The sequence below is a fragment of the Legionella impletisoli genome (assembly GCF_900639875.1).
GTDB lineage: Bacteria > Pseudomonadota > Gammaproteobacteria > Legionellales > Legionellaceae > Legionella_A > Legionella_A impletisoli.
In genome coordinates this window covers 131176-153629 of the sequence record NZ_CAAAIA010000006.1, presented here as the reverse complement: position 1 = coordinate 153629, position 22454 = coordinate 131176, and the positions used below count along the sequence as shown (strand labels likewise).

Here is a 22454-nt window from a genome sequence, read left to right as displayed (position 1 = left end):
ATGGCGAATAAGGACAAGCCGGAGTTCGAAAAAAATTGCGCCTATCATACTCGGGAGAGTAACTATTTTAAAACCATTTTTTGTGCTAAAATATTGTACTTAATGATTATTGTGGCAACAAAAATATGCAGTCTATCCTTGTCAACGCTTTGCTCTCACTTACCATTTTGCTTTGGTCATCGGCCTATGTTGGTATAAGAATCGGCTTAACAGCATTTACCCCAGGCTCACTGGCACTCTTTCGTTTTTTGGTTGCCTCACTATTTATGATAATAATTTATCCAATCTTAACGATTAAAAAGCCTATGTTCTGGTCTCATAGAATTCGGCTAATTCTATTAGGGGCGATAGGTATTGGAATTTACAACATAGCTTTAAATATGGGTGAGCTTACCGTATCAGCTGGTGTGGCTAGTTTCATTGTGGGTTTAATGCCTATTCTCACGTTGATTTTATCGTTGTTATTTCTAAATGAGCGTGCGAATCAGCGCATGTATCTTGGGATTGCAATCAGTTTAGCAGGTTTAGTGCTCATGGCTTGGGCAGAAAATGCAAATGCTTCGGTCATGTATGGAATGCTTATTATTTTACTTTCTGCTTTAACGGGTGCGGTATTTACGGTGATGTTGAAACAATATTTAGCTCTTTATCACCCAGTGGCCGTGGCTGCCTGGGCGATGTGGGGAGGTATGTTGTCGTTATTGTTTTTTGCGCCTGCGTTATGGAGAGAAATTCACGTGGCCTCTTTTACTGCCAATGCGGCGGCAGTTTATTTGGGAATTTTCCCTGCGGCACTCGGATACATCGCTTGGGGTTATGTTCTTAATTTTATGCCGGTTTCGAGAGCAGCATTATTTTTATATACCCTTCCTCTGGTATCCACATTAATCGGATTTGTACTTCTTCACGAAGAACCTACCTTGCTTTCACTTTCAGGTGGCTTCATTGCACTTATTGGGGCTTTACTGGCGTCAACTCTTCGTGAGAAACCGGTAATGGCTTTACCCATACATGGCGATAAAGAGCTTGCCAGGGGATAATGCCAATTAACCCTCCCAGGGTAACTAAAAGACAAGCAATACCAAGTTCTACAGAGAATTTAGCCATCCCGAATAAGATTAAAAAAAAGACGGATAGAATCGGATTTCCATAAGATAAAATGGTGAGTAGTTTGAAATTCCCTCGTTTAACTCCAAAATCCCAGAAAAAGTAGGCTAGACATTGGGTCGTCATCCCCATCATCACTAAAATACTCCATTCTAGGTTACTGGGAAGAATAAATGACTCCATATGAACGTGTATAAGCAGGGAAGAAATGGCTCCAATGCCACAATAAATTCCTATGATTTCTACAGGTGATTTTCCGTAGTGTCTTGCCATTAACGTGTAAAGTGACCAGACCACTGCGTCGAGTAGAGCTAATAGATAACCAAATAAATAGCGGCTATCAAAGCCATGATCATTTTGACTAATTAGAATATAAATGCCGGCAAATCCCATTGACGCAGCTAAAAGATGCTTGAAACAGAGCCGCTCATTAGGAAGAAACCCTGCGAACAAAATCACAATAATAGGCCAAAGATAATTAATTAAATCCGCATGAGTTGCTGGTGCATGCTTAAACGCTGCAATGTAAAGTAGATCATTGCCATAAATACCAAGAAATCCTATAACCCAGAGAAACCATGGTTGTTTTAGTTTAGACCACTCACGATATATGGTTAATTTGACTGCCGAAATTAAGAAGCTCACAGAAAAAACAATACTTAGGGTTTCAAAGACGGGTAATGACTTAATCTGGACCACCAAAGGCGCGGCTAAAGCCCAAAAAATCAGAGCGCTATAACCTATCAACGTAGGGTATTTTTTAGCTAGCATCCTGGCATTTAATCGATGACGATAAGAAACATGGTAGCAACGGTATACGCTATTTTCAAATCACACAGCGCTTGTCCTCGAACTTTCTTAATTTATTCCCAACACCATTTGCATTAACCTATACCCGTAATCTTTCAAAATGCGCGTTTTATACTTATTCCTTCCTGCTCAATTAAAACTCCTAATGGAAATAGCCATTACTCGTTTTTTAAAATTGAGCAGGAAGAAAAATAAATGCATCTAAAATCTCGCATTTTGAAAGATTACGGGTATATACTAATTTTTTTTAGCAAATGATTTGAAAAAACATGGAATTAAGTGTTGATAATACCCCCTACAAAGCAATGTTTACACCGTTAGATTTAGGATTTACACAAATCAAAAATCGATTGTTAATGGGCTCAATGCACACAGGGCTTGAAGAAGATAAAAAAAGCCTTAGACGTTTGGCTGAATTTTATCGTGAACGAGCATTGGGTGGGGTTGGTTTGATTGTCACGGGTGGTTTTGCTCCAAACCGCGCTGGACGTCTTGCTCCTTTTGCCGCGAAACTGACCAATCGAAACGAGCAAGAACGTCATGAGCTTGTCACTCATACTGTTCATGAGTCGGGTGGAAAAATTGCCTTGCAGATTCTGCATTCTGGACGTTATGGATATCATCCCTTTGTTGTCGCTCCAAGTGCTATCAAATCGCCTATTAGCCCCTTTAAACCCTGGGCGATGAGCAAACATCGAATTAAAAAAACCATTCAACATTTTGCTCGCTGTGCAAAGCTTGCCAAAGCCGCAGGTTATGATGGTGTCGAAATTATGGGAAGTGAGGGGTATTTATTAAACCAATTTATCGTTCGTCATACCAATCACCGAAACGATGAATGGGGTGGCCCCTACGAAAACCGGATCCGCTTTCCTATTGAAGTGGTTCGAGCGGTGCGCGAAGCAGTGGGAGATAAGTTTATCATAATTTATCGTCTATCTATGTTGGACTTAATTCCAGAGGGCAGCAATTGGGATGAAGTAGTGAGGCTTGCAAAAGCAATTGAAAAGGCAGGTGCTACCCTTATCAATACGGGTATTGGCTGGCATGAAGCGCGCATTCCAACGATTGCTACCTTAGTACCAGAAGGCGCGTTTACGAGCGTTACAAAACAATTAAAACCTGAAATTTCAATTCCTGTTATCACCTCAAATCGGATCAACACACCAGAGTTAGCGGATGCAGTTCTTGCTGAAGGTATAGCCGATATGATTTCTATGGCACGACCTTTCTTAGCCGATCCTGCTTTTGCAGAAAAAGCCCGATTAGGGGAAAGTAATGCGATTAATGTTTGTATTGCCTGCAATCAAGCTTGTTTAGATCGCGTGTTTGAAAATAAAGAAGCCTCATGTCTTGTTAATCCTCGAGCTGGAAATGAAACAGAGTTAATTTATGAAGAAGCTTACCCTCCCAAATGCATTGCGGTAGTTGGCGGTGGCCCAGCAGGAATGGCATTTGCGTCAGTTGCTGCCGAACGAGGTCATCGGGTAACTCTTTTTGAAAAAAGAAGCGAACTCGGTGGGCAATTTAACTTAGCGAAAGTCATTCCAGGTAAAGAAATCTTTCAGCATAGTATTGATTATTTTAATCATCAACTAAAGCGCTACGACGTTGATATTCGCTTAGGATCTGAGGCAGAACTAAAGGATTTAAACGAATTTGATGAAATTGTTTTGGCAACAGGCGTTATTCCACGTATTCCAGAAATCGATGGCATTGATCATGAAAAAGCGATGACCTACATCGAGGTTTTGCAAGGCAAAAAAATGCCAGGAGATCGTGTGGCGGTGATTGGTGCGGGCGGGATTGGCTTCGATGTTTCTGAATGGCTCACTCATAAACGGCATGGGAATGCGTTAACCCCCTTTTATAATGAATGGGGCATTGATATTGATGTATCAAGACGGGGAGGATTAAAACCGCCAGAGGTCAATCCGAGCCCAAGAGAAGTTTATCTTATGCAGCGCAAAGAAGAAAAACTGGGTAAACGTCTGGGTAAAACGACAGGGTGGATTCATCGTTTAAGCTTGAAACATAAAAAAGTCCATATGCTACCCGGTGTAGAGTATGTTCGCATTGATGATGAGGGGTTGCATATTCGGGTCAAAGGAAAGGACAAAGTCTTGGAAGTGGATTCTGTGATCATTTGTGCTGGGCAAATTGAGTTAAAGTCTCTTTTCGAACCTTTAAAAGAGTCTGGCAAGACCGTTCATTTAATTGGGGGTGCTTATAAGGCGTTAGAATTAGATGCTCGTCATGCCATTGATCAGGCCTGTCGATTAGCAGCCCTCATCTAGAATAGAGGGTTTCTGGCAGATAAACCCGCTTATTAAATCGTTAAGATAAGCGGGAATTGCCGGTGAATAATAAATTTAGTGCATAATGTTGAAAAATTTGCTATTATGCTGATTGAGTTTTGATTTTAACATAGATAAAGCAACTACTCTGAACGTGTTTCCTGTTTCATCCGAATATTGTAAACATTTTACTTTATTTGTGATGCCATAGCTTTTCAAAGACAACATCCGTCATGGTGAACCTACTTACCTGGCAAGGAAAAGGATGAATCAGTCTTTTTCGATGGTGTACTACTGAAGTCGCTATGGTGCTCGGAATGATGTTATTTAGTCTTAAGACATAAATAACGGTGAATATTGAACAGAGTGAACGCTTGCTCTTTGTTTATCCTAAAGAACAGTTGATTTTTTAACTGTTTCTAGGTTTATTATTTCACAGGAATATTATGTCTCAAGAATCTTTTGCTTTTTCCTCATTAGGGCTGTCACCTACGTTGTTACAAGCCTTAACCGATTTGAAATTTGAAAAACCCTCTGATATTCAGCAGCAAACCATTCCCTGGTTATTAAAAGGCCGGGATTTAATTGGACTTGCGCAGACTGGTACCGGTAAAACAGCAGCGTTTTCATTGCCGATTTTGCAGGGTTTGACCCCTCTGAATCATACCCAAGCACTCATTATTGCACCAACCCGAGAGTTAGCAATTCAAGTTGCTGAACATATTGAGTCTTTAGCCGTGCATCAAGCGAATGTGCGAATTACCGTTTTATGTGGTGGCCAGGATTATCGTCCACAGTTAAAAAAACTGCAGGACGGTGCACAGATCGTCGTAGGAACCCCTGGTCGTGTGCTTGATCACATTCAGAGAGGATCGCTTAAGCTAAATCATCTAAAAACGTTTGTTTTGGATGAAGCAGATGAAATGCTTCGTATGGGATTTATTGAAGATGTCGAAACCATTTTGGCACAATTGCCCGAGCAAAAACAAATGGCTTTATTTTCAGCCACCATGCCATCTCGAATCCGACAAATTGCAAAACAATACCTAAATGACCCTGTTTCTGTTGAAATTAAGATGGCCACCGCCACGGTTAAAAGCATTGAACAGCGATTTTTATTTGCTTCCCAAGGTCAAAAACCTGAGGCGCTTTTACGCATTCTTGCGGTGGAAGACTTTCAAGGGGTTATTGTGTTTACCCGTACTAAAAGTGGTGCAGATGAAGTCGCCACCTTTTTACAGGCACACGGTCATCATGCTATGGCAATTCATGGAGACCTCACTCAAGCTCTTCGTGAGCGCATTATTTCGCAATTTAAACAAGGCACATTAAATATCTTAGTCGCAACCGATGTTGCTGCTCGAGGCCTTGATGTGGACCGCGTCACCCATGTTATCAATTATGATATCGCGCAGGATTCTGAAACATATGTGCATAGAATTGGTCGCACGGGCAGGGCAGGGCGAAGTGGTGTCACCATTTTGTTTGTAACCCCTAAAGAATCGAGATTGATTAATTCAATTGAACGTCATACTCGCCAGCGTATTGAAAAAATTACAATCCCTACGGATGCAATGATTCAGGCTGCCAAAAAGCAGCGCTTTTTAACAGGGATTTCTCAGCGACTTGAGAGCGATCATCTCCCAGCTTATGTGGAAATGATTAGCGAGTATATGTCTAGAGAAAATATAGGCGCGAAAGAATTAGCTGCAGCTTTAGCGTTACAGTTAAATCACGACCAGCCTTGGCAAACTAAGTTTTCCTTTTCTCTTCCCGCTCGTACAGAACGAGAAACGAATAAATCCTTTGATAGCCGGAAAGAAAAACGGTCTAAAAAAGATTACGATCGCCAAACTAAACCTTTTCAAGCCGATGCGCAACAAGAGATTTATCGACTGGATGTAGGTCGCATTCATGGCGTTAAGCCTGGAAATATTGTGGGTGCTATTGCCAACGAAGCAGGGCTTCAAAGCCGTCATATTACTGGGTTAAAGATCCATGATTATTATTCCACTGTTTGTTTACCGAAAGGAATGCAAAAAGAGGTGGTTCATCATTTGAATAAAGCGTGGGTATGTGGCCGCCAGCTGAATTTGACTCCATTAAGTTAGGGATTAAGAAATTAATAATTCCCGCTCAAGGGCGGGAATTTCGTTTCAAAACGGTTTGCTTGTATTTCTACGGCGTATTCATTACTCTTTCCGGTTTAAGGGAATAACATGGAAAAGAAATGGGTGTTGATACAAGTCCTTCTTATGTTTTAAGTACGTCCTCTGGCGATATGAACGTCGCATCCTTTATATTAAAAGAGTGGGGAATATCTCAAGAATATCAAATCGTTATCACGATCATTAACCCTCAGCAAACCATTCAACTTGGCGAAGCCGTTTGTTTTTCGATAAACGATTATGCCTTTCACGGTTTTGTATTGCTTTTAGAAGAAATGTATTCCGATAAGCATCATGAGCTCAATATTGTGGTCATTTCTCCCCTGAGCCACTATTTAAATCGTCATGAGACACGCATCTATCCTAATGTCACATTATCTGAATTACTCCATGCCATGCTAACCCAAGCGGGCTTGTGCGATAAATTGAATTATGAATTAAAGCTCAACGCTTCACAAAAGCGGATTTGGCTTCAGCAAGTTCAGGAGAACTCACTCGAATTTTTCCATAAGCTTTTGAATCTGTACGGCTTATTTTATGAGTACGAGCAAACGCTAGAAGGCGTAAAGTGTGTTATAACCGATACACGCTCAGAGTTGATAAAACACCAACCCATTGAACTTAAGTTAAAGCCCATCTCCGGACTCAATGGCTTTAATGAACTAAGCAAGTTTTCGCGGGAAAGTCAGGTTTGTACTCAAGTCATCGAGTATCAGTACTATGATCCTGACACCACAGAGCTTAAGCGTTCGCGTGTTTCATCTAATCATCCATATGCCATAGGAAAACAAGTTCATAATACGGTATATCGCCAATCATTAATTGATGAAGAAGGCGACTCTTTATGGATGACTTTACAAACATTCATGGTATTTCCAGGTCAAGAAGTGCTGGTAAATCATCCCATGACGACATCCAATTACACTGTTAAATCAATGATCTTGACAGGATTTACTGAGCAAACAGCAGAAAAACGAGTGCCGTTAACTTGTGAGGTGATGTTATCGCAATCCTATTCAGAGTTCCCATCAAGTTCGGCTATAAAACCAAAACCGTATTCCATATTTCATTTAGGACGAATTGAACAGCGCCAAAGTGCTTATCCCAATGTATCAAGCAATGGAGAGTATTGTATTTTATTCCACCATGGCCAAACTGAAGAGAAATCGTTCTCACCCCAGTGGGAAAAAATAAGAAACGCACTGTATTACTCAGGAAATCATTATGGATTTAGTTCTCCATTTCAAGGAGCTACGGAGGTATTGATAGGCTATCAAAATGGGATTCAACATCAACCCATTATTCTTGGCGCGTTACCGACCCCACAAAATCTCTCTCTTGTGACGGATAAAAATCAATCCGACGGTCTAATTCAATCCCTCTCGAGAGGTCAGTTGTTATTTAGTGAATCGTCTAAACAAAGTAGCGTCATGCTTAAAAGCGCGGATGCTTTAACCAAATTTAAACTGTCTCAACAATCGAATGAGTCGCAATTTTTATTACGCGCTTCCACTGGGAATCTAGCGTTAAATGCGTTTAATCACATTCAGATTAAATCACAAGAGCTAAAGTATTATGCTTTAGAGCAAGTCAGGTTTTGGTGCAATGAAACGATGCAGTTGGTCAGTGAAGATGGCATGGCGTTTTTTACTAGCAAAACCCTTATAAGCTTACAGTGTCAAACGGAATTAAAAGCAAAATCCAATGAGTTTTTCTGTAGAGCACTCAACACGATAAAACTCAAATCAACCCATACAATGGCTTTCGTTGCTACAGAAAATCTCAATATTCATACTGCTCTTGGATCACAATTTTGGCATACAAAATCTGGACAAATTGAGATTAGAGCGCGAGGCAAATTAATTTTAGAAGGTGGGAATTCGATAACAATCCTTACTCCTAAAAGCATCGAATTTCAAACCCCAGTTATTGCTTTAAATGCGCTCACGATTAGTGGGTTATAAAAAATGGGTATTATGCGACCCGAGAGTTACTTGACTAATGCATCTAATCGAATATGATGATTCCAAATTTTAGGCGTTTCGATAGGGTGAAGCACTTTAAGCCATGCATGGAGCAGCTCGGATATGCGATTAAGTATTCATAAATTTTTTTATTTCATTTGTTTGTTGGTTATCTCAACCCAGGTTTTTCCTCTTAATTTAAAAGAAGACGGCCATGTGATTGTTCAAGCCGGGGGGTATTGGAGCTCTCAAGGTAAATCGCAACACATTAACATCATCGACTTGATAGGCGATGATTTTACGGTAACGCGCGGTACAGGAAGTAACGGTTTAATGGGTTTAGGTTATTTCATAGATGGTCAATCGTATAAATTATTCAAGATGGCCTTTGGTGTAAATGCTTTTTATCTTGCTAAAACAAGCGTACAGGGTACGGTGGTACAAGAAAATTTATTTACGAACTTATCTTATCGTTATGATGTCGAACATTTCCCCATTTATGCCTCAGCAAAATCTCTTGTGAAAACCAATTCTCCAAAGTTTGATTTAGTAATGGAATTAGGATTTGGACCAAACTTTATGCGGACAAGTCATTTTGAAGAACAATCGCTCGATGGAGGGATTACCCTTGTGGATAATATTTTTTCTGGACGGACTACCACCACTTGGAGTGCAATGGGGGGTGTTGGTTTCAAATTAAATGATTTATTGGGTAGAGCCTCATTAGAATGTGGTTATAAATTGTTTTATTTAGGTGAAGGTTCGTTCAATAGAAATTCAGATCAAGTACTCAATACGCTTCATACTGGCAATAGCTACGCCAATGCATTCGTATGCGGCGTTACCCTCTGAGGAAGTTTCAAAATAGACCTTATCAGTATAGGGATGTATGGATTAATTATGATAAACAACTTAAGAAACTTAAGCGTTGCGTTGGTGCTATTGATTTCCCAGAGTGCTTACTCTGGAAGTGGCTTATTGTTTAACGTTTCTGCAACCGGCACACCCGCGAGTTTAAGTATTACGTTATGTTTAAATGGAAAAGGTCCTTTATCTTGTCAAAATTATACCGTTTCATCTACAACCTTAAGTATTCTCACAACCATACCCAACCATACCTACCCTAATGCTGGAATTAAAATAAATACTCCAGGTTATACGCTCTCGGGGTGTACTCAATATGCTAATGGATATTGTTTGTTTTCAGTGAGTGATTCAGAGAGAGCGATCATTCCTGTTACACCGCCAAGTTGCCAGGCGAATGTCATTCAATTTACCCCAGAAGTTACCTATGTGAATAATCCAGCAGGGGGTGGACAAAATTTTGCACAGCAGTTTACAATCAGTATGACGATGTGTAATTCTCAAGGCCAGCCACTGATCCCCAGTGCGACGAATCCTATCCATGTGGACGTTTATGGGGCACCTAACGGGGTCATTTCTCCAACGTCAACGACGACCAGCACAGGCTCTGTAACGTTTACCTATAATGGTCAATCATTCCCGAATAATATTTCTATCAATGCCTGGATTAGCGACAGCACGAATCAAGGCGCAGCGTTAGGTGTGACACAGGTATTAAAACAAAACACCCCAGCTTGTGTTTACGGCAGTAGTGATTATCAGGTGCCACTAGTGCAAAGCCTACCGGATCCCTTACAGATATTAGCTGATGTGGGTTATGAGGTAACCGCACCAATCGCGACCCTTTCCCGCTTTACCATCGACACAGGATCTTTAGGCGTTATTGTTCCTAAACATGAATTGCCAAATAGCCCAAATGTGATAGGTCCAGGGGCTTATGGAGTCAAATATTATGATAGCAGTGGTAATACGTATTCAGGAAATTACTACCTAGCCCCCGTAAGATTTCAGACAAATAACGGCTTAGTAGAAACAATCCCTATAATAGTTCTTGCTATTGATAAAGCTTTCTGTACGGGGCCAACCACAAAATCCTGTTATACAAACCCGCCTGCACCGACTCTCCACTATTTAGGGGTTGGGTTTAATCGAAACAGCACTACGGCCGGTGATTTATTCAACTCACCCACGGCTAATGCGTTCCTCCACTTAACCAATGCGATGAATGGAACGGATATCAGCCCAGGTTATTACCTCACACCACATGATAATACGACGCCTACCGGTTTAACCTTAGGGATTACCACAAGCAATAATTATGATGTGATTAATTTAGCACCTAATGCTCAAGTTCCAGGTGATTTCCTCCCTCAGGCTGGATGTTATCGTTTTCCTGACTCTCCAGCGCCCAATCAGTTTTGTGGTACAGCGCTATTAGATGTTGGGATTAGCGAGATGTTTATTGATTTGCCTCGTGCACAATGGCCGGCAGGGACATTTAACGCCAAACATGAAGTGCCCGCAGGAATTGATATGGATATTTTAATGGGCCCAGTAGGCGCCCCCGCCATGAGCTATAATTTTACCACGGTCAACGGCATGCCTCCTCCACCCGAAAGTCCAACTCCTACCTATGTGCAGTGGATTGACAGCACTAAAACAGGTCAAATTTTTGTAAATACCGGTCGCAGGCCGTTATATCGTTTTGATTATTTTTATGCGGGTCAATGTGGTCAAGTGGGCTTTAAGCCTGTTCCATAATTAACGAACATTTGGACATATAGGCTGAGCAAATTTAGTCCCTTATGAAGCTAAAGCGCTATAAATTATTGATTGCACATTCAATTCAAGACTATAATGGGCGCTTAACTAACCTGTTAAAAAAAGGTCAGGCATGAGAATTTTTTTTACTTTATTCACCTTGTTGTTTTCTTTAGCTGTTTCAGCTACACCCATCAATAAAATCGTTGTGTTTGGTGATAGTCTCTCTGATAATGGCAACTTCTATGAGTACATGAAAAAGCAATTTCCCACCGCACCTTATTATGAAGGGCGATTTACCAACGGTCCCGTTTGGATTGAGCTTGTGGCGAATGCTAAAGAAACCGAATTATTCGATTATGCTTTTGGGGGTGCTGGCGTATTAGATCCCGTTGAAGATCCCGATTCGGCTTTATTTAATCTGCATCAGGAAGTTAATAGTTATTTTTTAGCAAATGAGGATAAAGCGGATGCGGATGCGTTATACATTGTCTGGATTGGCTCTAATAATTATCTAGCAATGCCTGAGGATGATGATAAAGCTTTATCTATTGTGCTCGGCGGCATTAAAACGGAAGTACAACGGCTTGTTGACAAGGGCGCAAAACACATCGTCGTTGTTAATCTACCCGATCTTGGTAAAACCCCGGTAGCTTATGACTATAATGCCAATGACAAGTTGTCTATTCTTGCGATTGATCATAATGTGGCGTTACTTCAGCAAGTGGAAGAATTTCAAAAAGCATACCCAGAAGTCCAATGGCTTTATTTAAATGTTGGGAGCATGTTTAGTGAGTTAATTCTTGGTCCTGAAAGTTTTGGTTTTAACAAAGAAACCTTGAAAGATACTTGTTTTGATAAATATCCACCTTCAGAGGATATTCAAAATGCCTCGCCTACCATGATGGGTTTAGCCGCATCTTTAATCAAACAAGCTAAAGGTCAAGTTGATCCTTGCGACGGATATTTGTTTTTTGACCCCGTTCATCCGACCGCATTGGCGCACAAAATACTTTCTGAGCGCACACTTCAGGACCTTGATAACGCCGGCTTTGAATTTGCTAAGAAAACTGTGAATAGTTAAGCGGCTGGGCTATTGCTTGGCTAAGTTCATGAAACGGATCCCTGGTTGCTTTAGGGATCCGTTTTTTTTATTTCTTTTTTTTCTATTCTTTTATTTATCTGCAATAGGTTATTCAGCTACCACTCAACTGGTTATGGATGGAAATCCAAAAGCAACATTACCCAAACGATTTCGTAGTATTAACCACTCAGATTTTCGCATGATGGGCAGCGGGCAATTTACTCCATCTCAATTAATTAAGATTTTAAACAAGTTAAATGCGCCTGTGATCATCGTCGATTTAAGAGCTGAGTCGCATGGATTTATTAATGATATTCCCGTCAGCTGGTATGGCCATAGGAATTGGGATAATCAAAATAAATCCATTAGCCGCATTGAGTTTGAAGAGCGTGATTTACTCAACCAAGTTAGTCAAACTTCAAAGATAACGCTTACCCCCTTAAGAAAAGAAGCCGATAAGTATTCGCAAACGATATTAAAGCCATTAAGTGTGTTAAGTGAGGCTCAATTGGCATCAAAACTTGGTATAGGATACCAACGCTTTTATGTCTTAGATCATGCTCCCCCTGAGCAATCTGAACTTAATAAATTTATCCAATTTGTCCATTCTATTCCAAAAGACACATGGCTTTATTTTCACTGCCGCGGTGGACAAGGTAGAACAACCACGTTTATGGTGTTATACGAAATTTTAAAAGCGCCGAATCGTTCCTTAAACGAAATATTTGCAGATCAAGTACATGCAGGGGGAAAAGACTTAAAAAGAATGCCGCCTCAATCTAGTTATAAATATGAACTCGCTAAAGAACGACTGGCCGTCATAGAGCGCTTTTATGAGTCCCAAATTACTCAGAAGTCAATCAATCACCAAGCCAGAAAGTAAATTTCACTTATTTATCTCCAAATTTTAGTTCGTTGTCTTAGTTTCTTCCCAGTTGGCCCAAAGCAAACGACCTGTAATACAGAGATTGATATAATCTCATCAGCAAGGAGTAGTAGTATAGGGATCAAGTCTATTTATAACGTTGTTATTCCTGTGTTGTTTCCTATTATCTTTATGGAGACAGACGAGTTTGATTTAGCTTCAGCTAGAGAGATGTCCGGTTAAAAAAGAGGTATATAATAAGCCGGCTTTTTATACAAAAATAAATGGCGTTATAAATAGACTTGATCCCTAAGACCTGCATATTTATAGAGTATATGGATGAAGAAAAACATGATTAATTTTTTTTGATGTCTCTGTAAAAATTTTCATGCGTACCAAGCTTTAGCAAAGTTAAGATTAACTCATCTTCCTCAAACATATATCCTAAAAGCACTTCTTGATTAGATAGTTTAAACTTATACACTCTAAGAAAATCAAGGTCGCCCTTTTTTCTTTCTCCCAGTAAAGGATTTTTTGCAAGTTTCTTGACCTCGGTGTCAAGCAGGGATTTTTGTTGTTTAGGTAGTTTCTTAATGGCTTTCTTAAATGAATTAGATTGCTTAATTATCAAACTCATATTCATCAACCAAGCCGTTGTCCACTTCTGCTTTTGCAAGTAGGCTATCACGAATAAATTCGTAGGTTAAATCAGGGTTTGCCTCAGCGATTCTGCCAATTTTAGCCCAATGCTCAATTTGTCCGGCACCGGAGCGAGACATTACTTCAGCAACCGCTTTTGCTTGATTGACTAAATCATCAGATAGTCTAACTGATTGAGCCATTTTTCCTCTCCAAATAGGGTATAAAGGTATTATAGCATTAAATCGCAATTAATCGCAAAATGCACAAAATACGCCGCTATATATAGATATAGGGGCAAGTCTGACGAGTTTGATTTAGCTTCAGCTAGAGGTATGTACGGTTGAAAAAGAGATATATAATGAGCCTGCTTTTTATACAAAAATTAATGGCATTATAAATAGACTTAACTCCAAGGGCTTTTCGTCCATGAAAAAACAAGAATTCTTTTATAAGGAACCTGTAAATAAAAATGGCTATTAAAATGCTCTCGATACAAGGTTATCGGTCAATTCAAAACCTACGTTTATCAATGGACACCGTAAATGTTATTTCTGGGGCAAATGGTTGTGGAAAAAGTAATTTATATAAAGCTGTTTATTTATTGGCAAAAGCGGTCAATGGTGAATTGTCAAAAACACTTGCCTTGGAGGGCGGGATGCCTTCTGTTTTATGGGCAGGAAATAAAAAACAAACCACTCAAACAAAAGCCTCAGTTCGACTGGTATTAAGTCTTCAAACGGATGATTTGAATTATGAAATCTCATGTGGTTTACCAAAACCGACTTTATCTAAATTTAGGCTTGATCCAGAAGTTAAAGAAGAATATGTATGGTTTGGAGATTCCAGAAGACCGAGCAATACATTAATAGAAAGACAAGGCGCCATCGCTTGGTTCACCAACACTGACGGCAAACGTATTCCTTACCCCGTTAGTTTGTCTCATTCAGAATCTGTGTTATCTCAATTACAAGATCCACATTTGTACCCTGAGTTATTTTCATTAAGTCATGAAATAAAAAAATGGCGATTTTATCATCATTTTCGAACTGATCCTGAATCACTCATACGAAATCCTCAAATAGGGATCCGAACTGAAATTTTAGGTAATGATGGGTATAATCTTGCCGCTGCCCTGCAAACTATTATGGAAATTGGTGATCATGAGTTATTGAATGAAGCGATTGATAGGGCATTTCCAGGTTCAAAATTGCTAATCAATGTTGATAACAAAACACGTTTTGAAGTGCAGATGCAAATGCCAGGGGTATTGCGACCGCTCGAAGCCAGAGAATTGTCAGATGGAACGTTACGATATTTGTGCCTGGTCGCCGCATTATTAAGCCCAAGGCCTGCTCCATTACTTGCTTTAAATGAGCCAGAAATGAGCTTGCATCCTGAGCTAATGCAACCGCTCGCCGAATTAATAGTTTCCGCTTCTCAATATTCACAAATATGGGTAACGACACACTCCCAAGAACTTGCAACGATGATAGAAGATTCATCCGGAACAAAAGTCGTTAATTTGGTACGTAATGAGGCTGGCACACAAATAGATGGCTTAACTCCTTGGGAGCGATTGCTCTAGCAATGGGTAAGTCTATTTATAACGTTGTTATTCCTGTGTTGTTTCCTATTATCTTTATGAAGAAAGACGAGTTTGATTTAGCTTCAGCTAGAGATATGGCGGTTGAAAAAGCGGTATATAATAAGCCTGTTTTTATACAAAAATTAATGGCATTATAAATAGACTTGATCCCTAATCTTTTAACCAGGGAAAAACGTTTTATTTGAAATCCTAGTCTTGCAAGCTCGACTCATCCCTCTACAGGTGATTAATAGATGATGTTAATTGGAAGTGTTCCTCAGGTGTTTTAGCCGAGGATACTTCGCCAGAATTTTGGGCATTATGGTGAAAAATTCCATGTGGATTTTCGCCCTGGCTGGTTACACTAGCGGTGGCATTTTTATCAAGTTCTTTTATTTTTTTGTGTTCTGGATCATGCGCAACCACTTGATTAATTGTACTGACGATTCCATCTTCTTTATCACTTGGTGGTATTTCTGTTGATAAAACATCTGAAGGTTTTCTGTCTTTTTCTTCAAGTACCCCCAGTTTCTCGCTTTCGCTCTTTTTATTTGAGGAAAATATTTCTAACACACTAGCAGCTACTTTAGCAGCTAAAGTAACAGTAAATGCTATTGATTCAGGTAATTTGTATAGTACAAACAATGGAGCGATGAACGCACTGAATGGGATCAAGGGTTCAAGATTACGTTCTTCGAACCACCTAAAATTTGCATTATATCCATTCCCCAATATGATAAATGGAAGCATTACACAGAAGGCTGTAATACCGGTTATGATTTTAATAATAAAATTCTTAAAATTCATAGTCTCTCCTAAACTATAATAAAATTAATTAGTAAAAAAATTTTATCATCCAAACCTTAATAAAATATTAACATACTGAATAATTGCCATTCATGCAGGGCAAATGTTGACCGAATGCAACACTAAGATCGATTTTTATGTGGATCACGAACCGATAAGTTACCCGTGTTGAAAAAAAGGTATATAATGAGCAGACTTTTTGTACAAAAATAAATATAAATAGACTTGACCATTTAGTGACTAAAAGTGTCCCAAAACCCTATTATTAAGAGACACTAAAAATTTAGGTTGATTACTGAGGCTCTTCTCTCATGAAGCTATTGCACGTTTCGGAAAAAAAAGTCTGCACTAAGATGAAATCGAGTAACAAGTTTCGATATTTGACCTTTGCTTAGGCTGCGCTCGCCGTTTAAAAATTTCGAAACATTGCCTTGGTTGCCAAAGATATCCACTATGTCATTTTGATTGAAATTATTTTCCTTGATTAAATGACATATAAGCTCAAACTTTACAGGGAATCAAAGGTTAAATTAAAACAAATAAAGCCAGAGAAGATAAAGACCATATGAAGATAACATCAATACGCCTTCCATTCGCGTCAGTTTCATTCGCTTTAAAATGATTAAGAAAAGAACGATGGAGATGAACAAGAGGAGCCAGACGTCTTCTTCTGCAATCTTACCCGTAAATGGAATGGGCTTAATGAGTGCTGTGATACCTAGAATCGATAAGATATTAAAAAGATTACTCCCTAAAATATTGCCAATTACCATATCAGGGTGTCCTCGCCAAGAAGCTACCAGGACGGTAAAAATTTCTGGTAACGACGTGCCTACAGCCACTAATGATAAACCAATCACTGCCTTTGAAATCCCCAACTGCTGTGCGAGAGTAACTGCGCCAATAACGAGCCAATGGGCTCCCAATCCTAACAAAAAAAGACTGGCAACAGCTAATAGCAAGGCATGGGGTAATGATAAATGCTTCGGAATAATTTCTTTTTCAATTTGGCGCTTAAGCGTTTCTTTTTCAATTATGGTTGGTTCAAATTTCTTTTCTCGCCAAATAGTAATGCTTTGATAAAGAATTAAAAGCAATACCATTAAAAAGCCAGTAGGACGATGGATATACCCAGGAATAGCTAATAAAGCGAGCAGTAAACAAGCGATTACTCCCATTAAAGAATCTAATTTTATTTGTGGCGCTCTACAAGGAATAGGGATAAGACAGGCGGCTAATCCAAGAACCAACAAGATATTAGATATATTACTGCCTACAATATTTCCTATAGCAATTTCCGGAAAACCATCAAGGGCTGCTTCTACTGAAACAATCAGTTCTGGTGCAGAGGTGCCAAATCCAATCACCACTGTGCTTATCAAAAGAGTTGAAAGATGTAATCTTTCAGCAATAGCCACGCTGCCGCGAATTAATCCCTCACCACCTAAACATAGGAAAATAAGGCCATTAAGAATTAAAATCCAGCTCATGACGTTCTATTCCATAACCATTTGACGCATTCCGGAATCAAAAATAAGGGAAGAGCGCTTAAAATAATCACGCCCCATTCACTAGCTGATAATGCTGTGGTATGAAGAACTACTTGTAATGGAGGCATATAGATTGCTAAAAGCTGTAGGCCTATCATAGATGCAATTGCTAATAATAACCATGGGTTTGATAACCAACCAATCTCTGCAATAGGCCTTTGTAAATTGCGGAAATTAAGGGCGTGGATATTCGCCATTACGGCGATCGCTGTAAACGCAACCGTATTGGCTAGCTCATAAGATTCATTCAAATAGAATCGGTATAATAAATAGGCTACCATACCAATGTATGCACCAAAAAGCACAAGCAACATAAAGGAATTCCAGCTAAAGATGGGTTGATTAATCTTTCGTGGCGGATGTTTCATAATATCGGTTTCAGGTTGCTCAACGCTTAAAGAAATTGCTGTCGCGCTATCGGTGACGAGGTTAATCCAAAGAATTTGTATCGGAACCATAATTAATGGTCCACCCATAAAAATATTAATGAGAATAGCTAACACCTCACCCATATTAGAAGAGGCGAGAAACAGTACAAATTTCTGAATATTGGAATACTGTCTTCTGCCTTCTTGCACAGCGGCAATGATGGAGGCAAAATTATCATCGGTCAGTACAATATCAGCCACACTTTTGGCTACGTCTGTGCCGCGTATTCCCATGGCTATGCCAATATCTGCTTGTTTAAGCGCCGGTGCGTCGTTCACCCCGTCGCCCGTCATTGCAGCTAACTGATCTTGGGATTGTAATAATTTAACGATTCTGAGCTTGTCTTCAGGTACAGTGCGAGCAAAAAGAACCTTAGTTTGCAATAGTTTTGATAACTCATCATCACTTAAATCCTGAACGTCGCTGCTGGTTACGATTTTATCAACCTCAAGGCCAATTTGACTCGCAATAGCTTTCGCGGTGATTGGGGAGTCTCCGGTAATCATCATCACTTGAATGCCGGCAAGCTTTGCTTTTTCGATGGCTTTAGGAACTTCTTCTCGGGGGGGATCAACCAATCCAACCATACCAAGAAAAGTTAATTCACGTTCTGCTTTGTTAGCTGTAAACTTTTCTTCTTTTTGAGATTTTTTCATGGCTAACGCAAGGGTACGCAACCCTTCTTCAGCCAGCTCACTATAAGCTTTTTCGATGGATTTACGCATGTCATCGGTTAGTTCTTTTTGTTCGCCATCAAGTAAATAACGTGTTGATAAAGATAAAATCACTTCTGGAGCGCCTTTGACATGAACAATGGACTCGGAGTTATGATTAACAACCACCGACATACGCTTACGGTTTGAATCAAAGGAAAACTCATCTAAAATTTCCTCGTCTGGTTCTTGTTCAAGGTTCGCCTTCATCGCCATCACCATGAGGGCTGCTTCATCGGGTGAGCCGACTGCTTTCCAGATTTTTTTATCATCCTCTTGTTTTATACGGGCATTATTACATGTTCTTGCGGTTTCGATTAAAGCCATTAAATCGCTGTGGGTTTCGGGGGCAATTGGTTCGTTATCTTTTTCAAATGTTCCTGAAGGATTATATCCTGATCCAGTGATGGTGTAGGTCGCATTCGCTTGCCAAACTTTTTGAACTTTCATCTCATTTTTTGTTAAGGTACCCGTTTTGTCTGTGCAAATAATTGAAACAGCCCCTAGGGTTTCTGCGGCTTGTAACTGTCGAAGCAGTGCTTTTTTTCGCGCCATTGCGCGAACTCCTAGCGCGAGTGCTATGGTAACCACCGCCGGTAATCCCTCAGGAATGGCAGATACAGCGAGCGAGATACCGGTCATAAACATATCCATTATGCCTCGGCCACTTAAGATCCCAACAATCACCACGAGAGACGAAATCAATAAGGCAATGACTCCAAATTGTTTCCCAAGTACGGATAATTCTTTCTGCAAACGCGTCTTTGTTTCACTAACACGTTCGGTTAATTCTGCAATGCGGCCAAATTGAGTATTCATCCCAATCTCTACCACGAGTCCTCGTGCACGACCACTCACGACATGCGTTCCCATGAAGGCCATATTGTTTCGTTCCGTTAAAGGTGTATCTTCAGATAAAGCTTCTGTCTTTTTAGCAATGGGTGCAGATTCTCCGGTTAAAGCGGCTTCGTTGACAGTCAAATTGGCAGATTGAGTAAGACGGACATCTGCTGGTACTACATCTCCTGCATTTAAAAGAACACAATCCCCTGGCTTCAGGGATTTAGCATCCACTACGGTTTCCTCACCATCTTTAATGATTTTGCATTTTGGCGACAACATTTCTTTTAGCTCGTTGATGGCGTTTTCCGCTTTCCACTCTTGGATAAAACCTAAAAGCCCATTAAAAAGTACGATCGCAAGAATTGCGATGGCATCAATCATATCTCCAAGAAAGAACGATAAAATGGTGGCAAGAACTAAGACAAGAATCAGAATATTGAAAAATTGCCGCGCCAACATGGTATACCAGTGCGTGGATTTTACTTGTTGTAATTCATTTGGGCCGTGGTCTTTTGATGATTCAGCCAGAATGGTTTTTGTTTTTCCAACAGATTTTGCATGCCATGCTTGCATACCAGGTCCTTTTGGTTTTTATAGATTAGACTACCAACCTTTACTGGCACAAATTTGCTCGTAAGCTTTAGAAATTTTTTGTGTTTTATCATTCGCTAAACGAATCATTTCTTCAGGTAATCCTTGCGCGATCAGTTTATCGGGATGATTTTTACTCATTAAGCGACGATAAGCTTTTTTTACCTCTTGCTTGTTTGCATTGGGGCTCACCTCAAGAATCGCAAAAGCATGAGTTAGCGAATTTCGTGGTTGGTGTTGACGGTAGCTTTTCGAAGAAGAATGGTTCGAGTGAGTATATTCTCTAGAGTGATTGGTATAAGGTTTGTAGTCAAAATCCTCATAAAAACGATATTGCTCATGCAATGGCGCAAACCCCAAATAGCGCAATATCGTATTCATGGCTTCCAGTTTATTTGCGGATAGACTATCCGTTTGTGCGGCACGATATTGAATTTCGACAAAGAGCTTTAAAAGTTCTGGATTTTCCTGCAACGTTATTCTCAGTTCAGACAGTTCTTTTTTTAAGTCAAATTCTGCGCTTTTTCCTTTACGAAAAAGTTCTCTGGCTTGCCGCTTTTGTTTTGAATTTAACTTCATTTCTTGCATTAAAGACGAGGCCAGTTTAATTTCTTGTTCTGAGACTCGACCATCAATTTTTGCCATATGCCCCATGACTTCAAAGGTCGCTTCAAAAAATTTCTTTTGAATTTGCTCACGTTTTTCAGAGTGGTAGTGCCAGTAGGGATGGGCAAAATGTTGTGCTAAGCCGCGATCAAATAAATTACCAACAAGAATTCCAAACAAAGCACCAGCAGGACCTGCCATTAAATACCCCATAATGGCGCCAATGATTTTCCCCCACCAAGTTTGAGTCGTAAAAAATTGGCGTAAGCTTAATTTAGTTTGATGATCTTTAAAATTTGGCATAATAGGGCCTGTTTACAATTCGGGCATACTTTCTTAAAGGATAGATGTTTTTAAACTTATATCGCTATTTTAGCGGATAAAGGTATAATTGTTATTACTCTTTGCAATTATCTCTTAAATTCGCTAGCTTATGCGCCGTATTTATTCCTTTTTACTGTATCTTTGCATTCCCTATATCTTATTTCGACTTTATCGAAAAGGAAGAAAGCTTGCCGCATATCGTCATCGCATTCCCGAGCGATTTTCCCTCAACTTAAAAGAAAAACCCGTTGATGTATGGCTTCATGCCGTATCGCTTGGAGAAGTAAATGCCGCAGCACCGTTAATCAAAGCTTTATTAGCCATGAATTTAAAATTGGTGATCACCACAATGACACCAACGGGTTCTGATCGTGTTACAACATTATTTGGCAATCGAGTGCACCATCAGTATTTACCTTATGATTTGCCTTCTGCGGTGCGTCGATTTTATTCGACATACCATCCCAAGCTAGGAATCATTCTGGAAACAGAACTTTGGCCTAATTTTATATATGGGGCTGAACAACTCAGCATGCCTTTATTTATTATTAACGGCCGTATCTCAGACCGTGCATTCAAACAATATAAAAGGATGCGATATTTATTTAAACCCATTTTAAATAAGTTGACTCGTATTCTTGTGCAAAGCAAACAAGATGCCGCACGCTTTATTCAACTTGGTGCTGAGGAAAGTAAAGTCTCGGTTGTTGGTAACTTAAAATTTGATATGCAATGGTCCAGTTTAGAGGTAAACCCTGTAGCCCACCTCAAAACTGCTTGGGGAGAGTCTCGTCCAGTTTTGCTTTTAGCCAGCACCCATGATAATGAAGAAGAACAAATCTTGACTCGGTTGTCCCGCTTACAGGATTCAATGGAGCGGGTGCTCTTACTTATAGCACCCCGCCACCCTGAGCGATTTAAAGACGTATATGAGTTGGCTTGCTCCTTCGGGTTAAAAACCGGCCTAAGGAGTACTGTCTCATCAATTAGCAGCGATTGCGATGTCATTGTAATTGATAGTTTAGGTGAGCTTCAGGCGTTTTATCAACTGAGTGATTATAGTTTTGTCGGAGGCAGTCTCGTGCCAATTGGAGGCCATAATTTACTGGAGCCGATTGCGCTGAATGTGCCGGTTATTACAGGGCCCTATAATCAAAATTCTAAAGCTATTTTTGAATCGCTATTGGCTGCTAAAGCGATTTATATGGCAGAAAATGCGGATGCGTTGATCGAGGTAGTTATAGAATTACATCACCATGAAGCCATTAAAAAATCACTGGTTAAAAACGCTAATAAAGTGTTTGAGGAAAATCAAGGGAGTTTAGAAAAGAACTTAACTTTGTTGCAACCGTTTTTTCCTTCACAAAGTCATACCCATTCTATCTCATAATCTGGGTAATAAAGGACCAAGCATGCTCTTTGAGAGCGAGGGATGGTCAATGTT

At 39.9% G+C, this 22454-nt stretch carries 18 protein-coding genes; 11 read left to right on the top strand and 7 right to left on the bottom strand.

The features are described 5' to 3' along the window. The first annotated feature begins 125 nt into the window (after positions 1–125). Positions 126–1040 carry a DMT family transporter gene (locus tag E1O41_RS07895; RefSeq protein ID WP_131776770.1) on the top strand — a complete coding sequence of 305 codons (915 nt, stop codon included), beginning with the start codon at positions 126–128 and terminating at the stop codon, positions 1038–1040. Here the strand turns inward: E1O41_RS07895 and E1O41_RS07890 are convergent. Continuing rightward, positions 952–1878 carry a DMT family transporter gene (locus E1O41_RS07890; protein WP_131776769.1) on the bottom strand — a complete coding sequence of 309 codons (927 nt, stop codon included), beginning with the start codon at positions 1876–1878 and terminating at the stop codon, positions 952–954. The genes E1O41_RS07895 and E1O41_RS07890 overlap by 89 nt on opposite strands. A 308-nt stretch (positions 1879–2186) precedes the next feature. Here E1O41_RS07890 and E1O41_RS07885 point away from each other — a divergent pair, with 308 nt between their 5' ends. The 7 genes from E1O41_RS07885 (at position 2187) to E1O41_RS07855 (ending at position 12938) form a co-directional block, all read left to right on the top strand. Further along, positions 2187–4214, top strand: a complete 2028-nt coding sequence (locus E1O41_RS07885; protein WP_131776768.1) for an oxidoreductase — start codon at positions 2187–2189, stop codon at positions 4212–4214. 446 nt (positions 4215–4660) lie between these two features. Continuing rightward, positions 4661–6325, top strand: coding sequence for a DEAD/DEAH box helicase (locus E1O41_RS07880; RefSeq protein WP_131776767.1), 1665 nt, complete (start codon positions 4661–4663; stop codon positions 6323–6325). A 119-nt stretch (positions 6326–6444) separates the two neighbouring features. Next, complete coding sequence (locus E1O41_RS07875; RefSeq protein ID WP_131776766.1) at positions 6445–8346, top strand: contractile injection system protein, VgrG/Pvc8 family; 1902 nt, start codon at positions 6445–6447, stop codon at positions 8344–8346. A 123-nt stretch (positions 8347–8469) separates the two neighbouring features. Beyond that, complete coding sequence (locus E1O41_RS07870) at positions 8470–9198, top strand: hypothetical protein (protein ID WP_131776765.1); 729 nt, start codon at positions 8470–8472, stop codon at positions 9196–9198. Positions 9199–9246: 48 nt separating this feature from the next. Continuing rightward, positions 9247–10971 (top strand): hypothetical protein, encoded by a 1725-nt coding sequence (locus E1O41_RS07865; protein WP_131776764.1) that lies wholly within the window; start codon positions 9247–9249, stop codon positions 10969–10971. A 133-nt stretch (positions 10972–11104) separates the two neighbouring features. Continuing rightward, complete coding sequence (locus E1O41_RS07860) at positions 11105–12055, top strand: SGNH/GDSL hydrolase family protein (protein ID WP_131776763.1); 951 nt, start codon at positions 11105–11107, stop codon at positions 12053–12055. Between the two features lie 28 nt (positions 12056–12083). Continuing rightward, complete coding sequence (locus E1O41_RS07855; protein ID WP_165481148.1) at positions 12084–12938, top strand: phosphatase domain-containing putative toxin; 855 nt, start codon at positions 12084–12086, stop codon at positions 12936–12938. 337 nt (positions 12939–13275) lie between these two features. On the opposite strand, the gene E1O41_RS07850 is transcribed toward E1O41_RS07855, so the two are convergent. Together E1O41_RS07850 and E1O41_RS07845 are read right to left on the bottom strand one after the other, a co-directional pair. Continuing rightward, the gene (locus tag E1O41_RS07850; protein WP_131776761.1) at positions 13276–13563 is read right to left on the bottom strand and encodes a type II toxin-antitoxin system RelE/ParE family toxin; all 288 of its coding nucleotides are present in this window, start codon (positions 13561–13563) and stop codon (positions 13276–13278) included. Further along, complete coding sequence (locus tag E1O41_RS07845; RefSeq protein WP_131776760.1) at positions 13541–13762, bottom strand: ParD-like family protein; 222 nt, start codon at positions 13760–13762, stop codon at positions 13541–13543. Before E1O41_RS07845 ends, E1O41_RS07850 begins: the two co-directional genes overlap by 23 nt. Before the next feature lie 269 nt (positions 13763–14031). On the opposite strand from E1O41_RS07845, the gene E1O41_RS07840 reads away from it, so the two are divergent. Together E1O41_RS07840 and E1O41_RS11755 are read left to right on the top strand one after the other, a co-directional pair. Further along, on the top strand, positions 14032–15147 hold the full coding sequence (locus tag E1O41_RS07840) for an AAA family ATPase (RefSeq protein WP_131776759.1): 1116 nt from the start codon (positions 14032–14034) through the stop codon (positions 15145–15147). Continuing rightward, the gene (locus E1O41_RS11755) at positions 15129–15305 is read left to right on the top strand and encodes a hypothetical protein (RefSeq protein WP_165481147.1); all 177 of its coding nucleotides are present in this window, start codon (positions 15129–15131) and stop codon (positions 15303–15305) included. The genes E1O41_RS07840 and E1O41_RS11755 overlap by 19 nt, the downstream gene beginning before the upstream one ends. Positions 15306–15384: 79 nt before the next feature. Here the strand turns inward: E1O41_RS11755 and E1O41_RS07835 are convergent, their stop codons facing one another. From E1O41_RS07835 to djlA, 4 genes are all read right to left on the bottom strand, one after another. Next, positions 15385–15954 carry a hypothetical protein gene (locus tag E1O41_RS07835; protein ID WP_131776758.1) on the bottom strand — a complete coding sequence of 190 codons (570 nt, stop codon included), beginning with the start codon at positions 15952–15954 and terminating at the stop codon, positions 15385–15387. A gap of 530 nt (positions 15955–16484) precedes the next feature. Further along, entirely contained in the window at positions 16485–17444 is a 960-nt protein-coding gene (locus E1O41_RS07830) for a calcium/sodium antiporter (RefSeq protein WP_131776757.1), read from the bottom strand. Next, entirely contained in the window at positions 17441–20062 is a 2622-nt protein-coding gene (locus tag E1O41_RS07825; RefSeq protein WP_131776756.1) for a cation-translocating P-type ATPase, read from the bottom strand. The genes E1O41_RS07830 and E1O41_RS07825 overlap by 4 nt, the downstream gene beginning before the upstream one ends. Positions 20063–20092: 30 nt before the next feature. Continuing rightward, the gene (gene djlA / locus E1O41_RS07820; RefSeq protein WP_131776755.1) at positions 20093–20989 is read right to left on the bottom strand and encodes a co-chaperone DjlA; all 897 of its coding nucleotides are present in this window, start codon (positions 20987–20989) and stop codon (positions 20093–20095) included. Between the two features lie 130 nt (positions 20990–21119). Between djlA and waaA the strand changes: the two genes are divergently transcribed. Continuing rightward, complete coding sequence (waaA, locus tag E1O41_RS07815; RefSeq protein WP_131776754.1) at positions 21120–22400, top strand: lipid IV(A) 3-deoxy-D-manno-octulosonic acid transferase; 1281 nt, start codon at positions 21120–21122, stop codon at positions 22398–22400. Positions 22401–22454: the final 54 nt, after the last annotated feature.